The sequence below is a fragment of the Streptomyces sp. NPDC058683 genome (assembly GCF_042716195.1).
GTDB lineage: Bacteria > Actinomycetota > Actinomycetes > Streptomycetales > Streptomycetaceae > Streptomyces.
Map to the genome: position 1 here is coordinate 234151 of NZ_JBHXSK010000009.1, position 14999 is coordinate 249149.

The window sequence follows — 14999 nt, forward strand, 5'->3', positions numbered from 1 at the left end:
GGTACTGGTCAGCCGGCATGCCCCACAGAGCACCTTGCGACCGTCACGGCAGAAAGAAAGGGAAGGGCGCCGTAGTTGGCCCGTCCGGCCAGATATACGCGCAGTAGTCGATGGAGCCGATCCGCAGCGTCCCGTATGGTCGGTCCGTGATGATCAAATTGGGCGCCCCGCGCAGCCTCGGCGTCCCTGCCCCCGAGGCGCGGCTGCGCTTCGAGACGGAACGGCAGGAGATCGGCGGCGGGCCGCGGCGCCGCTTGCTCATGGTCGACGACGAACCTGCCTTCGAGCTCAGCTTCTATTGTGGAACCTGCCCGTTGCTGTTCCGCCGGTTGGAGACCGCGAGGCAGAAGTTGTCCCTGGAGAGCGTGCAGGAACGGCTCACCGGCGCACTGGACGACCCGGACGACGGCGGCGTGATCGATGCGTTCGGTGCGTTGCTGCCGGAGGGTGAGTACCTTCCGCTGCTCCTGAGCGTGGAACCCCGGCTGATCGTCCCCGGCCAGGAAGGCGACTACTTCAGCCGCGAACAGGTCACGACGTGGGGGATCGATCAGTTCTGGGGCCTCCCGGAGTACCCGCACACCCCGTACTACCGGACCTTCGAGACCGCCGTCGACGCGGACGCCCACCTCTACGAGTTCGTCGTGCCCATGGTTCCCCCGACCTGGAACGAGAGGGAGCGTGTCGAGGAGTACGTCGAGCGAATGGGGCGAGGAACGGTCCCCACGGCGGTGGCAATCTCCACGCTGGACGTGTGCGAACCCGCCGCGGGGATGCCGATCGACCAGTACCGGCATTGGGGCCTGACCCACTTCCTCCTCGACGGCCACCACAAACTGGAGGCCGCTGCCACAGCCGGCCGGCCTGTGCGGCTCCTCTCGCTCCTGACCCTGGGCGAGAGCCTGGCCGGAGCGGAAGACTGTGCCCGGCTGCCCGCCCTGCGCGCCCGACCCCGCTCGGCCCGAGCGACCGGTACGTGAACCAGCCAACGGGTCAACTGAAGCGCTAGCCGAAGGCTTCGTACGTCTTCTCCCTCACCCGTCTGTCCGCCACGAGTGCGCGGTGGGCGTGTAGTCGAGGTCGCGGCGGGCGGCGGAGATGTCGAACCAGTGGGCGCGCGTGAGTTCGGCCGCCAGGAAGCGCGTGAGCAGGGGGCGGTGTCGACTGCGCGTTGCCTTGGCAATCAGTTCGAGGAACGGGGCCGCGGCACGCGCGGCTGTTGCGGGTACTGAGCGGATTTCCGCGGTGATGCCGTGGTGTGCCAGCAGGCCGCGGACGGTGGCGGCGAGGGTGCAGGGAAGCCCCTGGGTGATGAAGTAACTCGACCCGGCCAGGGGGGAGTTCTCGGTGAGCTTCTCCACGGCCAGTACGTGAGCGTCGGCGGCGTCGGTGACGTGGACGGTGTCCACGTAGTTGGCGCCTGTTCCCGGCAGCAACAGTCTGCCCTGTTTGATCGCGGCGTGCAGGCCAGGCAGCAGGTGGGGGTCTCCCTCGCCCCAGATCAGGTGCGGGCGCAGCGACACGGTGGCCAGCGGGGAGCTGTTGGCGGCCAGGACCAGTTGCTCGGCCCGGGTCTTGGACCAGGGGTAGGGGGCGAGGAACCGCCTGGGGTAGGGAGTGGACTCGTCGGCCCCCTCCAGGTCCCGTCCGGCGAACACCACGCTGGCGCTGGAGCAGTGGACCAGCCGGGTCACCCCGTGCTGTCGGCAGGCGTCGAGGACGGCCGCGGTTCCTGCGATGTTGATGGACGCGAAGTCGCGTCGCGGCCCCCATGCGTCCGCCAGCGCGGCGGTGTGCACGACGGCCTCACAGCCGCGTACGGCGTTCGCGACCGCCGCGGTGTCGCGGATGTCGCCCAGCACGGTCTCGGCCCCGTTCGGCGGCAGAGCCCGGCGGCCGCGTTGCAGGGAGCGTACCTCGTGGCCGCGGGCCGTCAGACGCCGGCAGATCTCCGCACCGAGGAACCCGCTGCCGCCGGTGACGAGGACCTTCATACGCGATCCTCCACGGCGTGTGTCGTACGGGGGTTCGCCGTCAGGCGCTGGTGTGCCCACTGGGCGAGCGCGCCTCGCTCGATCTTCGAGTTGTGCCGGATGTCGACCGGGAACCCGGGGTGGAAGACGATCGTCCGGATCTGGTCGCCGCCTTCCAGCGTGGCGAGGGTCCGGCGCAGGTCGGTGACGATGCGGGTCCGTTCTGCGCTCCGTCGTGGGCTGTCGGTTTCGACGCACAACGTGGGCCGGGGGTGCCGACCGTCTCCGGCGTCGACCAGGGCGGTGCGGCGAACTGCGGCGACGGTGTTGCAGGCCGGCTCGATGCACTCGGTATACAGGGGGCCGTTGGTGCTGGGTACGACATGGGCCTTGCGTCCGCAGTACCAGAGGTTCCCCTCGGTGTCGGTACGGCCGAGATCGCCGGTGCGGTGCCAGACGTACCCGTCGTCGGGGATCTTGGCCTGGGCGTCGGCGTGCGGGCGGCCGAAGTAGGTCTGGCTGACCGAAGGGCCGCGGACTGCGATCTCTCCGATGGCATGGGCGGGTGGCGGCGCTACTTCGGCCCAGTGGGCGATCGGTCCTGCGCCGGCCGGGATGATCTCCACGTGCAGGGACGGATGCGGGCGGCCCACGCAGCGGCCGCCGCCGCGTTCGGATGTGGCGCGCACGGCGCGCAGGGTCTCGCCGTCGGCCGAGCTCACCGGCAGGCTCTCGGTGGCGCCGTAGACACTGCGGATCACGGCCTCGTCGGGCAGTGCCGCGGTGAGGCGATCCAGCAGGTCGTACTCGAGCGGTGCGCCGAAGGTGGCGACCGACCGTACGCCGGCGAGGGCCGGTTCGGCGCGGCCGTCCGCAGCGAGGACGGACATGAGAGCCGGGGAGCCGAGGAGGGAGGTCGCGTTCGAGCGTGCCACCGCATGGAGCAGGTCATCGCGGCGGGCCCGGCTCGGCCTGCGGAAGTCCATCTGCGGGATGACGACGGTGACGCCGAGGGTCGGGCCGCCCAGGGCGAAGGGCAGGAAGCCGACGAGCATTGCGGTGCGCGGCTGGGCGCCAAGTAGGTCCGAGGTGGCGCCGCATTGCCGCACCAACTGCTCGTTGGTGTAGACGACGCCCTTCGGTGTGCCGGTGGAGCCCGACGTGTAGGCGATCAGAGCCGTGCTGTCGTCGGTGGCCGCCAGTGACGCGTGCGGTGCCGTACGGGCGAGGGTCGTGATCGTGGGCCACGGCCCGGGGCCGGTGGAGATCACCGTGCGGACACCGGGGACCCAGCCGCGCAGCACGCGTGCCACGTGGGCGAGCGGCTCACCCACAAAGGCCTGGGGGTCGGCCTCCCGCAGGCACTGGCGCAGCGCCTGGCGGGGCAGACCGGGGTCGATCAGCACAGCGCAAGCGCCGAGCGCGGACAGTGCGTACACCGTGGTGAGCAGGTCCCGTGGGCGGCGGGTCATCACCACCGTGCGCGTGCCCGGCCCGATGCCGCCGGCGGCCAGCGCGTCCGCGGTGCGCAGGCACCGGGTGTACAGGCCGGCGTACGTGAGGCGTTCGCGGTGCCGGCCGTGGAAGGTGTCGAGTGCGACAGCGCTGGGCTGGGAACGCTGCCAGTGCGACAGCTGTCCGAGCAGCCCCACCTGTGGGCCGGCCAGAGCGGGTGCGGAGTCGGGCATAGGGTCAGCTCCGCCTTTTCGGTTGGCGGGCGAGGAACTCCCGTACGTAGGCGATGACCTCATCGCGGGCATCCTCCTGGACGAAGTGGCCGGCGCGTGGAAGCAGCTTCACCTCGGCCGAGGGAAAGCGGCGCTGCCATTCGGCGAGGAAGCGGTGATCGAAGACGGGGTCCCGGCCGCCCCAGCACACCAGCATGGGCAGTGCGGTCATCTCCGGTGCTTCGATGGGGCCCACGTCGATCAGCGGCCACGCCGGGTCGGCGGGAGTCAGTGGAATGTCCTGGACGAAACGGAGTACCGCCAGACGCCGATGCTCGCTGCGATAGGGCGCCACGTAGGCACGGCGTACCGGCGCGGGCAGCGGGGACGTCACTCCAAGGTGGGAGGCGGCCAGTGCGAAGGCGTTGGTGCGGTGCACGAACCATGCCGGAAGGCGGCCTCCGCTGCGGATCAGGCGCAGATACCACGGCAGACGGTGGCCGGCAGGCACGGGGAAGGCCGCCGAGTTGAGCATGACGATGCGGGAGAGCCACTCTGGGTGGCGGCGTGCCCAGGCCATGCCGATGATGCCGCCCCAGTCGTGCCCGACCAGAGTCCAGCCCCGGTCCGGCAGGCCGCGTTCGGTCACCAGGTGCTGCACCAAGCGCTCCAGGTCTGCCAGGCGGCTGGTGGCGGTGTAGCTGTAGGCGGGCGGTCGGGGGCGGTCGGACAGGCCCATGCCGATGTGGTCGGGCACGATGCACCGGTGGCTCTCGCGCAGGTTGCGCACCAGGTGCCGCCACATGTAGCTCCAGCTGGGGTTGCCGTGCAGCATGAGCAGCGGCGTACCCGCCCCTTCGTCCAGGTAGTGCTGACGCACACCACCATGCGCGAACCAGTGTGGGGCGAAGTCGTAGTCGGGATAGGCGGATGCGGCCTTGGGCAGTGACACGGCAGCATTGTCGGCGTCCCTGGATGGGTGACGTGACCTGCGTAACTCACAGGGATGAAGTCCCTGACCATGATCACTCCCGGGGGTGAATCCGCACCGGCATCCGTTTGCGGTGCGTCGCCTTGTGTCAGTTCACTGAGGTCTCCTGGTGCCGCCGGCGGCGCCCGACGACGACTGCGGCCAGGGCCGAGGAGACGACATGACTTCCATGACCGAGCCCCGCCACAGCACGATCCGCCGAGTTGCAGTCCACGTGCCCGAACTCCGGCAGACCGGCGAGGAGATCGAGGACGACATCCGCTCCCGAAACCCCGGCGTCCGCCTGCAGCCGGGACTTCTGCGGCAGATGTACGGGTTCCAGGAGCGCCGCGTCGCGCCGGCTGACACCTGGCCCTCCGACCTGGCCGCGGCAGCCGCCCGCAGCCTTCTCGACGAGTGCGGCCTGCGTTCCGATGCCGTGGACCTGCTCATCTTCGCGTCGGCGAGTGAGGATCTGGAGGAACCCGCCACCGCCCATATCGTGGCCGACAAGCTCGGGATCGCGGCCCCGGTCTTCGACGTCCAGAACGCCTGCAACGGTTTCCTCAACGCCCTGGAGATCGCCGACGCACTGATCGGAACCGGCTGTTATTCCCGGGTGCTCATCGTCACCGGGGAACGGGGCAGCACGCTCTCCCATCTCCCGGCACGTGACCGTGACGAACTCGCCCTGCTGCTGCCCGCTCTCACTCTCGGCGACCTTGGTGCTGCGCTGCTGGTTGAGGCGAGCAACCGCCCCGGGCTGTTGGGTGTTGGCTGGTGCACCAACTCGGCCGGCTGGCGGGCCGCGACAGTGACCAACCCGTACTTCTCACCAGGCGCGCAGCCGCCCTTCGTCCGCTTCGACTCCCAAGCCCTGGCCGCCTCCTTCACGGGCATGGAGAAGTTCTGCATCGCCAAACTGGCCGAGTGGGGCCACAACCCCGACGATCTGGATCTCGTCTGCCTGCATCAGGCATCCGTTCCCTTCACCCAGGCCATCCTGGAGTCCACCGGCCTCGCCCAGGGCAAGACCATGGCCACCTTCCCCCGCTACGGCAACGTCGCCACTGCGAGCCTCCCCCTGCAACTCGTCAAGGCAACCCAGGAAAACCGGCTCCAGCCCGGCGACCTGGTGGCCTTCCTCGGTCTCGCCAGCGGAGCTTCCGCCGGAATGCTCCTCATGGAGTGGCACCCCGACGCCGCTTGACGACGCATCCCCCCACCACAATGACCACGCAAGGACGCCGCATGAACGACACCACCGACACCTACGACCACGTCCGCGCTGTCCTCACCTCCACCTTCCGGATCCCCGAAGACGAGCTGTCTGCGGACCTCACGCTGGAACAGCTCGACCTGGACTCCCTCGCACTGGCCGAATTCGTCCTGGTCCTCGAAGAACGCCTCGGCGTGAAACCTGACAGCGAGCGCGCCTCCAGGACCACGACCCTCGCCGAAGTCACCGCCCACCTCGATGAGCTGCGCGCAGCCACGGCGACCCCCCGATGACCCCCGCGAAGCCGCCGATCGCCGTCACCGGGCTCGGCCTGGTCACCGCGGGAGGCAGGGGAGCCGAAGCCACGTGGAACGCGGTCTGTGCGGGGCAATCCCTCGCCGCACGCGACCCGGTCCTGGACAGCCTGCCCGTCGACTTCTCCTGCCGGCTCCCCAGCAGTGAGGAAGACATCGACCGCGCTGTCGGCCGCAAGGCCTGGCGCATGGGCCGGTTCGCCAAACTCGCCGTCCTCGCCGCCCGAGAGGCGGTGCGTGACGCGGGCCTGGATCCTGCGACCTGGCAAGGCTCTCGCGTGGCCACAGTCATCGGCTGCGGCATGGGCGGGACCGAGAAGTGGGAAGAACAGTACGCGCGGCTTGACCAGCACGGCCCCGAACGCGTGTCGCCCCTGACCATCCCCTTGATCATTCCGAACCTCGCTGCCGGCGAGGTCTCCATCGACCTGCACGCCCACGGCGTCAGCCTCGCCCCGGCCACCGCCTGTGCCTCCGGAGCCACCGCGATCGCGCTGGCTCGTGACCTCCTGGCGGCCGACCTGTGCGATGTCGCCGTGGCGGGCGGCGCCGAAGCCGCTGTCAGCCGCATGTCCACGGTCGGATTCTGGCGCATGGGTGCCCTGTCCGGGCGGACCGACCTCGTCGCCGGGGCATCCCGTCCCTTCGCCGCCGACCGCGACGGCTTCGTGATGGCAGAGGGCGCCGGCATCCTGATCCTCGAACGCACCGCGGACGCAGCCGCCCGAAACGCCCGGCCCCGCGCTTTGCTCACCGGGTGCGGTAGTACCTCCGACGCCCACCACCCCACCACCCCGGCACCGGGCGCCCACGGCGCGGAGGCTGCCCTGCACACCGCTCTGCACGAAGCAGGCCTCGCCCCCTACGACGTGGACCACGTCAACGCCCACGGCACGTCCACCCCACTCAACGACGCCACCGAAGCCACGCTGATCGCCCGCGCCCTGCCACACCGACCCAGCGTCACCGCCAACAAGGGCGTACTCGGCCACACTCTCGGTGCCGCCGGTGCGATCGAGGCAGCCCTCACGGTGCTGACCATCCAGCACCGACGGGTCCCGCCGATCGCCAATCTCCAGGCACCCGCTCCCGAGTTCGATATCGACTGCGTCACCAAACAGCCCCGCTCCCAGCACGTACGCACAGCCATCAGCCACTCCTTCGGCTTCGGCGGCCACAACGTCGTCCTGGCCTTCACCCAGTCGTAAGGAATGAGCCGAACGGCTCGGGACGTTGGGCAGCACCGGTACCGGCCGTCCATGCAGCGGCCGGCCAAGCGAGCACAGAGCGCAGTTCACGCACAGCCCGCCCTTTCCGCCTCAGCGAACTACCCAACGAACCTTCGGTGACCACGCGACGTTCCCCAACGAGGCCCTGATCACCCTGGGCATCGACCACCAGACACGGCAACGCCTGCGACCGCGCTTGAGCGCCCTTCTCGACGACGTCTCCGGCACCAAGGAACTCACCGAGATCCTCAGCGTCCTCACTGCTGCCGTCCAGGGGGTAACCGACCGCACACTGCCCTGACGCCACCCCACCTACATCGCCCGCCTCAACCCGCTGCGCCCCCGCCTCCAAGCAGTCCCTGGAATACCCCGGTGCCTGCCAGGACGGCAGCCCTGTTCGCGGTCTCCCGCCCTGCGCTGGTCCTGATGGCGCTGACCAGGGTGGTCACCCGGACCGGGACGGTCTTGGTGTGGAGTCGGTTGGTGAGCGTCGGCTGCGCTGGCTGCGCTCGTCCTTGGCCGGGTGGGCTGGGTGGTCTGGCGACGGGCTCGATCGAGGGCGGTTGCCGCTGCGGGTGGTCTTGGTCTGGCTTGTGCTCGGTGTCAGGGCCCGCGGGGCTGGTGTGGTGAGGCGACCCTGGTGGCCGGCCCGCTATTTTCGCGGATGCCTCGTGTGGTGTGGGGCCGCGTGACGGTGGTGGTGGTGTCGGGCGGCGATCGTGAGGGTGAGGGCTTCCACGGCGTCGACGGTCGCGGCGCACAGGGCGACGGCTCGGCCGGCCGACGTTCCGTCAGGGGCGTCGGCCGGCACGGCTGATGCCCCGGTCCCCTTGTACGCCGTCAGCAGGCCGGTGCGGGCGATGTACGAGTCGAATACGGACCGCAGTGCCCCGGGGACGACGGTCTCGGCCCCTGCGGCGGCACGGGCGAGAGCGGAGAGATGCTCGTGCACCGGATCGGCCAGTTCGGTCAACTCCGGCACGACGTCCTGCTCGGTGCGCGGCAGGTGTTCGCGCAGCAGGGTGGCGCATCCTGCGACCCTGTTCACCTGAGTGCTGATCTGCTCCAGTTGCTCGTCCGACCAGGGGTTGTGGTGTTCGGCCGGCTCGGCGTGCGCCTGTTGTGCCGCCGCCGTCAACTGCTCCCGTACTTCCCGGGAATGCGTCCGCAACCTGTCGAGGGCTGCGAGATCGACTGCGTCGACGTCGGCGTAGCCGGTGAGCAGGACGGGCAGCAGCCTGTCCTGCACCTGTAGCCACTCCGCGAGCAGGCCCGGCACGCGATGGGTCGACCAGGTCGGCCAGAGAAGGAAGATGACCACGGCGAGTGCGGCGCCGACGACCGTGTCGGCCGCCCGCGACCACGCCGCGGGCCCCGGCAGCCCGCCGATGTGGTGGATCAGGAAGACGATCCAGGTGGTCAGCCACAGGTTGAGCATGAGCTGCCCGGTGCGCAGGGTCACAAAGGACACCGCCGCCAGGATCACCGTGAGCGCCGCGAGGCCGCCGGGCGACCAGTGCGGCATGGACAGCGCCCAGGCGAGGAGACCGCCCAGTACGGCTCCGATCGCGCGTCCGCAGGCGCGGGCGAGGGTGTGGCCGTACTCGGGGAAGAGCACCAGCATGGTGGTCAGAGCCACCCAGAAGCCGTGCGCCGCAATTCCAAGCCCACCCCACCCGCCGATGGAGCGGCCGATGACCTCGGCAATCACCACACCGAACGCCAGCCGCACCGCGTGCCGGAAGATCGGTGACTGGGGATGCAGCTGAGCCCGGATACGGCGGGCGGTGCGAGCGACCGAGGGGGTGTCGGCGTACAGTCCCGGCACCTCGTTGTGGGGTTCCAGCGCGTCGCCGAGGCGCTCGTCGGTCGCGCGGCCGGCGAGCAGCTCGGCGAGCCGCAGCCGCCCGGTCAAGGACTGCGGGCCATGCCCTGGCGAGGCTGCCGCCCACGACTCCAGCAGCGTCCAGACATGGTCGGGTGTGCGCTGCTCGCGGCCCGAGGCCACCGTGCGGGAGATGTCCCCCAGCACCTGCGCTGCGGCGTCCAATGCCTGCCGGTCTCCAGCCGCAGCCGGCGCCGTCAGACGTACGGTGTGCAGTGCGCGGCGGACGCGTTCGGCCTCTCCGAGCAGCCCGAACATGGCCGCTGCGGCCGGCCGGCTGAACTGGGGCAGCAGATCCAGGGCCTGGCGCGCCGCGGTGAACGGCGCTGTCCCGACCGGCGCGGTGGACGCCGCCCACGCCGCGACCGACGCGTCGGCGAGCGACTGGTAGAGGGTGGCCAGGGCGCGGCGCTGTGCAGCCAGCCGCGCGCCGTACGGCGGAAGGAACTGCATCACCGCGGTGAACCCGGCACCCAGCGCGATCCACCCGGCCATCTCCAGGCCCGCGCGTACGTCGGGGGCGAGATCGGCGGTGATCATCAGACCGATGACCATGAGGCAGCCCCGGATACCGGGCGCGACGCCCAGCGCCCGCCACATCCCCGCGGTGAACGCCGCCGCAGCGAGCACCAGCAGGAACAGCCAGGTGGTGCCGTGTACCAGGGCGCCCAGTACCGCCATCGCGCTGAAGCCCACGGCCATCCCGAGCCCGTTCACCATTCGGTGCCGCAGGGGACTGAGCAGCGTGCCGATGCCGCAGATGAACGACCCCACACCGGCCATCGCGCCGGCCACCGGGTCGTCCCGCAGCAGCCCGACGATCGTGGCCAGCAGCACGGCCACGACGGCCCGTACGATCGCAGACGGGGCGGCGAACGCCCGCTGGACACGCAGCCCTTCGCGGCCGGTTGTGACGAGTGACGACCACCAGCGCATGTCCGAGGGACTCCTTGCAGTTCCATGTCACGCCCGCGCGGGCGCCCTGTCGCCAGAGTTCAGGCCACCACGACGGTGCGCAGCGACGAAGTTGCAGCTCTGGGGCTCCGTACCTGCGCGAGAGGCACGCCCGTACGGGAACACCGTTCATCGTCGGTCCACGACCGCGCGCGGCGGCGAAAGCCACAGTCGCGGGGCCCCTGCTCACCCGAACGGCACACTCCGTGCGGGCGCGCCCTGTTCGGAGTCGGCTCACCGCGTGCGGACATCGCGGCCGAACTCGGTCAGCTGTTCGTAGTCGTCTTCGTCCGCGCGCTCCTCCTGGGTCAGCGTGGTGACCGCGAGCAGTGGGTGGCTCTCGGCCTGCATGGTTGTACGGTCGGCGAGAAAGAGAACGCCCAGGTTGTCGACGCCGCAGACCGCGGTCAGTACCTGGGCAGGGGTCGCCCCTGCCCAGGCCGGATCGTCGATGAAGTGGACGTGTGCCTCGTACCCGGCGTGGCCCCGGCGGCTCCGCGCAGACTGAGCGGAGCCTCAGGGGCGCCTGCGGCGCACCGGCACCTGTCTCACATCCCTTGTGTCTGCGGCCCCTCGAGTTCCCGCCTGGCGGCAAGCGCCTTCGCCAGCACCTTGGCCCGGTAGGGATTCGCGGCACCCAGGGCCGAAGCCACCGCCACCGCCTCGTCCAGCAGTGCCAGCCGCTGCTCGGGCAGTTCCCGCACCAGCGACGACGCGCTGGCCTCGACCAGTACGTACGCCAGTTTCGACCCGTACACCTCCGGCTCGACCTGTGTCAGCAGGCGGTAGATCCGCAACCCCTCGGTGCCGCGCACCACCCGCCGGTTGGCACTGAGCAACTGGACCCTCGCCCGCATGACCATGTCCTGATCCATCGATCCCCCTCCGTTCCCTCACCCCCACCTGCACCCGTCCCACGACGAGACAGCACGACGAACGCGTCGACACCCGAGAACGGATGCCGACACGGACGTCGGAGAGTGGATGACGACGAGTCTGCGGGCAGGCCACCACCCCGGACAAGCCTGAACGGACGTGCGCTCCGTCCTACCGCAAACCACGTCCGAGCAGGCATGATGGACCTGACACTCGCTCAAGCCCCCGGCTTCCCCGGCGCGATCACCGAGTGATGTGGAAGATGGCGTGTCGCTCCGTCGTACCGGTCGGGGGTGGCAGCCCCCGCCGTCGGCATGGCCGGGGCGCTCACGAGCTCTCTGGTCGCGTGGTCTCCTCGACTAGCGGCAGATCACCCTTGGCCAGTGCGTTGAGGGCTTCTTGCCGCGCGTGCGCCGTGTCCCGCAGCGCGGCCAGGGCTTCGGGGACGGCGGACGGCAGTCCAACTGATTCCGGGTCGGCACCGGCATGGCGATCGCCGCGAAGATGCCCGTGCCGTCCTCCGGCTGGTCTTCGACATGTCGAAGGTGAGGTTGCCCAGCCGGGCGATGCGGCCAAGGCGGCTCGTCGATGTCTCGCGCGCCGAGGGCCAGACCGGCTCCGCCGGTCGTCAGACGACGCCGGGGGCGGGAGGAGGATGCGGCCGAGGGCGGGCGGATGTGCTCATGGCGGCTCCCTGGGCAGTGGGCTCGGTAATCCGATGCCGCAGGCGCCATCCGGCGCATGATCTTGGGGGCGATCCCGGTGCCGTCGAGGGCTTGCCGTGCACGGTCCTGACCGGCCCGGTGGCTGGAGCACCCCCGACGGCAAGGTCGCCCCGGAGGACCACAACCGCACACCCTGTTCGTCCTTCGGCTCCGCGCCGAGCCGAAGGTCACGGCCCCTGCCGGGCTGCCCTTGGGGGAGGGGGCCGCCAAAGGGGACGCCGCCCCCGAGGCCGCTGCGCAACCGTGCCGGGCGCGGAGGCTGGGCTCGACGTCCCGCATCCCGGCGCCCTTTCCCCGGCTGGTGCGACCGGTCGCGGCTGCATAGCGTGATCACATGACCACAGAAATGACCCGGCCCGCTCTCGACGACCGGCGGTGGAAAGCGCTCGCGGTCTGTCTGACCGCGGGATTCATCTCGCTGCTCGACGTCTCGATCGTGAACGTGGCCCTGCCTTCCATGGAGCGCGGGCTCGGTGCCTCCGAAGCCACCCAGTCCTGGGTGGTGTCCGGGTACGCACTCGCCTTCGGGCTCACGCTGGTACCGGCGGGACGACTGGGTGACGTGCGGGGCCGCCGCCAGGTGCTGTTGTTCGGCCTCGCCATGTTCACGGCCGCATCGGTGGCGTGCGGCCTCGCCACCGGCCCCACCTGGCTGGTGGTGTGCCGGCTGATCCAAGGTGCGGCCGCCGGTGTGGTCGCACCGCAGACCTCGGGGCTGATCCAGCAGATGTTCCAGGGTGCCGAGCGGGCCCGGGCGTTCGGCTTCCACGGCAGCGTCGTCGCCGTGTCCACCGCGGTGGGCCCACTGGCGGGCGGACTGCTGATCCACGCGTTCGGCACGGCCGACGGATGGCGCTGGGTGTTCTTCGTCAACGTCCCGATCGGTGTGGCGGCCCTCGTCGCGGGGAACCGGCTGCTGCCCCGTCTCCCGGTGCCGAAGGACAGGCGGGAGAAGTTCGACCCGTTCGGCGTACTGCTGCTCGGTGCGGGCGTACTCGCCCTGCTGCTGCCCCTGATGCAGGAGCAGCAGTGGCAGGGCCGGGCCAAGTGGCTGCTGATTCCGCTGGCCGCACTGCTGCTCGGGGCCTTCTGGATGTGGGAGAGGACCCAAGGACGCCTGGGGAAGGCACCGCTGGTCGACCTCGGGCTCTTCTCCCTGCGCTCCTTCACGCTCGGCGCTCTCATCAGTCTCATGTTCTTCGCCGGGCTGACCACCATCTTCTTCGTCCTGTCGCTGTTCCTGCAGAACACCGCGGGATACAGCGCGCTCGCCGCCGGTGTGACCATCCTGCCGTTCGCGGCCGCCTCGGCGGTCGGCGCGGCCCTAGGGGGCCGCATGGTGATGCGCTACGGCCGCACCCTGGTCGTCATCGGCCTGAGCGGGGTGGCTCTCGGGCTGCTCGGTGTCGTCGTCGCCGTTCAGTTGGTACCCGGGGACGGCGTGGGCTGGGCCATGGCGCTGCCGCTGGTCATCGCCGGAGTCGGCTCCGGACTCACGGTCTCACCCAACACGACCCTCACGCTCACCCTCGTGCCGGTACGAGGTGCGGGTGCGGCGGGTGGGGTGCTGCAGACCGGCCAGCGCATCGGCTCGGCCATCGGTATCGCCGTGGTCGGCTCTGTCTACTTCGCCCATGTCGCCAACCACGGCCGCTCCACGACAGCCCTTCAGCTCGGGCTGCTCACCGCCACGGCGATCATCCTCGTCGCCCTGGTCCTGGCGGTGGCCGACCTGCGGGAGCGCCGGGCGCATCCCGGACGCGACGACCTCGCGGCGGCGGTGCCGCGGGGCCTCGGGGAGAGCGGGGCGGGCGAGAAGGTGGGGCGCGGGACCTGACACCGGGCGGGGGCCGGAAAAGGCGCCGCCCAAGGGACAGGTGCCCCGACCCCGAAGAAGCGCCCTGGCCGCAGGATGACGGATCGGCGAGGGGCGCCGGAGGTCAAACCTTCGACGTGAAAGGCCGCCGACGCGCCTCGAACAGAACCATCGAAATCTTCACCGCGGTCGAAATGGTCAAGGCCTGCATGAAGGGCATACCCATGAGCCACAGTGCCACCATCATGGCGGTGAGGACCAGGAACACCGGCAGCAGCATGGTTTCCTTGACCGCGGAATGCAGAACACGCCGGAGCGTTCGGGGCTGATCCGTCGTATCGATTGCGCTGACGCGGATTTCTTCCTCGTCTACCTGAGGCATTCTGTGTCCTTCCCGTGAACTCGTTTCCGCTAGCGAGCCTAGGTACGGCCGGATCGGACTGCCACCGCTGATACTCCGACACCGCCGGTACGCGGCCGGTGATGTGAGCCTGCACGTCCGACCGGAGGCATGTTCGGTACGTTGCGTTCGTCGCCGTACTCCTCGGTGTGGGCGCCGGTTCCTTCTCGACTGCCGCGTCACCGCGAACCCTGACGGTGCACCCGGTCGAGCCGATCCAGAAGGCGGTGAACGCGGCCCGTGCTGGTGACACGGTCTTGGCCCAGGCCGGCAGGTTCCGCGAGAGCGTCACCGTCAAGACCTCCGGGCTGACACCGCGCGGCGTCGGTCCCCGCACGGTGGTGATCGTGCCTCCCCAGAAGAAGGCCGCCCCGAGCGCCAAGGGAGCGATCGGCTGCGTGGAGGGCGGAACAGGGTGTCTGCGTGGTCGGGCTGAGGAACAAGTCCGTCGCGAACGTGACCGTCTTCGACCTGAAGGTGACGGGCTTCTCCAGCGTCGGTCTGTGTTCCCTGGCCACCGACCGCCTGACCGTGCAGCGGGCCAGAGTCGGGAAGAACGGCCAGTGGGGCATCTCGCAGGAGCGCCGGCCTGATGGTGATCGGTGACGAGAACAAGCCCCGTGTCGGCGCTCTCACCATCAGTGGCAACCAGGTTCTCCACAACAAGAAGTACTGCGTCAAGACGGCCCGGCTGCCGTTCGTGCAGGGCTCGGGCATCCTGCTGCCGGTGACGCATGACGTGGGCGCGGGCAACAGCGGCCGGTCCTCGCTGTCGGGCGGAATCGTGCCGTTCAAGAGCTTCGTCGGCGCGGTCGACGAGAAGAACCGCGTCGACGAGAGCTGGATCACCGCCAACGTCCCCGCCGACCTGGTCAGTCAGAACGCCGCGAAGGGGAGCAATCTGTTCCGCGGCAACTTGTGCCGAGTCTCGATGCCGGCGGGACTGTGCTGAGGTGAACCCGCGCGTCGGC

General features: G+C 70.1%; 13 protein-coding genes and 1 pseudogene. 7 read left to right on the plus strand and 7 right to left on the minus strand.

Annotated elements, in window-relative coordinates:
• The first annotated feature begins 149 nt into the window (after positions 1-149).
• Entirely contained in the window at positions 150-980 is an 831-nt protein-coding gene (locus ACFWXC_RS12480) for a hypothetical protein (RefSeq protein WP_384477313.1), read from the plus strand.
• A gap of 54 nt (positions 981-1034) precedes the next feature.
• Here ACFWXC_RS12480 and ACFWXC_RS12485 read toward each other — a convergent pair whose 3' ends face one another.
• From ACFWXC_RS12485 to ACFWXC_RS12495, 3 genes are read right to left on the minus strand one after another with little or no spacing between them, the layout of a single operon-like run.
• On the minus strand, positions 1035-1994 hold the full coding sequence (locus tag ACFWXC_RS12485; protein ID WP_384477251.1) for an NAD-dependent epimerase/dehydratase family protein: 960 nt from the start codon (positions 1992-1994) through the stop codon (positions 1035-1037).
• On the minus strand, positions 1991-3661 hold the full coding sequence (locus ACFWXC_RS12490; protein ID WP_384477254.1) for an AMP-binding protein: 1671 nt from the start codon (positions 3659-3661) through the stop codon (positions 1991-1993). Before ACFWXC_RS12490 ends, ACFWXC_RS12485 begins: the two co-directional genes overlap by 4 nt.
• A gap of 4 nt (positions 3662-3665) precedes the next feature.
• Positions 3666-4592, minus strand: coding sequence for an alpha/beta fold hydrolase (locus ACFWXC_RS12495; protein WP_384477257.1), 927 nt, complete (start codon positions 4590-4592; stop codon positions 3666-3668).
• 199 nt (positions 4593-4791) lie between these two features.
• Here ACFWXC_RS12495 and ACFWXC_RS12500 point away from each other — a divergent pair, with 199 nt between their 5' ends.
• Genes ACFWXC_RS12500 through ACFWXC_RS12510 form a run of 3 tightly spaced genes read left to right on the plus strand, consistent with a single transcriptional unit; the run spans position 4792 to position 7351 of the window.
• Positions 4792-5820 carry a 3-oxoacyl-ACP synthase III family protein gene (locus ACFWXC_RS12500; protein ID WP_384477260.1) on the plus strand — a complete coding sequence of 343 codons (1029 nt, stop codon included), beginning with the start codon at positions 4792-4794 and terminating at the stop codon, positions 5818-5820.
• 41 nt (positions 5821-5861) lie between these two features.
• The gene (locus ACFWXC_RS12505) at positions 5862-6122 is read left to right on the plus strand and encodes an acyl carrier protein (protein WP_384477263.1); all 261 of its coding nucleotides are present in this window, start codon (positions 5862-5864) and stop codon (positions 6120-6122) included.
• Positions 6119-7351, plus strand: a complete 1233-nt coding sequence (locus ACFWXC_RS12510; RefSeq protein WP_384477266.1) for a beta-ketoacyl-[acyl-carrier-protein] synthase family protein — start codon at positions 6119-6121, stop codon at positions 7349-7351. The genes ACFWXC_RS12505 and ACFWXC_RS12510 overlap by 4 nt, the downstream gene beginning before the upstream one ends.
• A 673-nt stretch (positions 7352-8024) precedes the next feature.
• Here ACFWXC_RS12510 and ACFWXC_RS12515 read toward each other — a convergent pair.
• The 3 genes and pseudogenes from ACFWXC_RS12515 to ACFWXC_RS12525 all read right to left on the minus strand — a co-directional run bounded on the left by ACFWXC_RS12515 (position 8025) and on the right by ACFWXC_RS12525 (position 11086).
• Positions 8025-10193: an FUSC family protein gene (locus ACFWXC_RS12515; RefSeq protein WP_384477269.1), complete on the minus strand. Its 2169-nt coding sequence runs from the start codon at positions 10191-10193 to the stop codon at positions 8025-8027.
• 252 nt (positions 10194-10445) lie between these two features.
• Positions 10446-10688, minus strand: a pseudogene (locus tag ACFWXC_RS12520) (DUF6924 domain-containing protein); the annotation flags it as partial.
• Between the two features lie 71 nt (positions 10689-10759).
• A complete protein-coding gene (locus tag ACFWXC_RS12525) occupies positions 10760-11086 on the minus strand; it encodes a hypothetical protein (protein WP_384477272.1) in 327 nt (108 codons plus the stop codon).
• 1060 nt (positions 11087-12146) lie between these two features.
• Between ACFWXC_RS12525 and ACFWXC_RS12530 the strand changes: the two genes are divergently transcribed.
• A complete protein-coding gene (locus ACFWXC_RS12530; protein WP_384477275.1) occupies positions 12147-13649 on the plus strand; it encodes an MFS transporter in 1503 nt (500 codons plus the stop codon).
• Positions 13650-13752: 103 nt separating this feature from the next.
• Here the strand turns inward: ACFWXC_RS12530 and ACFWXC_RS12535 are convergent, their stop codons facing one another.
• On the minus strand, positions 13753-14010 hold the full coding sequence (locus tag ACFWXC_RS12535) for a hypothetical protein (protein WP_384477278.1): 258 nt from the start codon (positions 14008-14010) through the stop codon (positions 13753-13755).
• Between the two features lie 441 nt (positions 14011-14451).
• Between ACFWXC_RS12535 and ACFWXC_RS12540 the strand changes: the two genes are divergently transcribed.
• Together ACFWXC_RS12540 and ACFWXC_RS12545 are read left to right on the plus strand one after the other, a co-directional pair.
• A complete protein-coding gene (locus tag ACFWXC_RS12540) occupies positions 14452-14634 on the plus strand; it encodes a hypothetical protein (RefSeq protein WP_384477281.1) in 183 nt (60 codons plus the stop codon).
• Positions 14621-14980 carry a hypothetical protein gene (locus tag ACFWXC_RS12545; RefSeq protein WP_384477284.1) on the plus strand — a complete coding sequence of 120 codons (360 nt, stop codon included), beginning with the start codon at positions 14621-14623 and terminating at the stop codon, positions 14978-14980. Before ACFWXC_RS12540 ends, ACFWXC_RS12545 begins: the two co-directional genes overlap by 14 nt.
• The last annotated feature ends 19 nt before the right edge of the window (positions 14981-14999 follow it).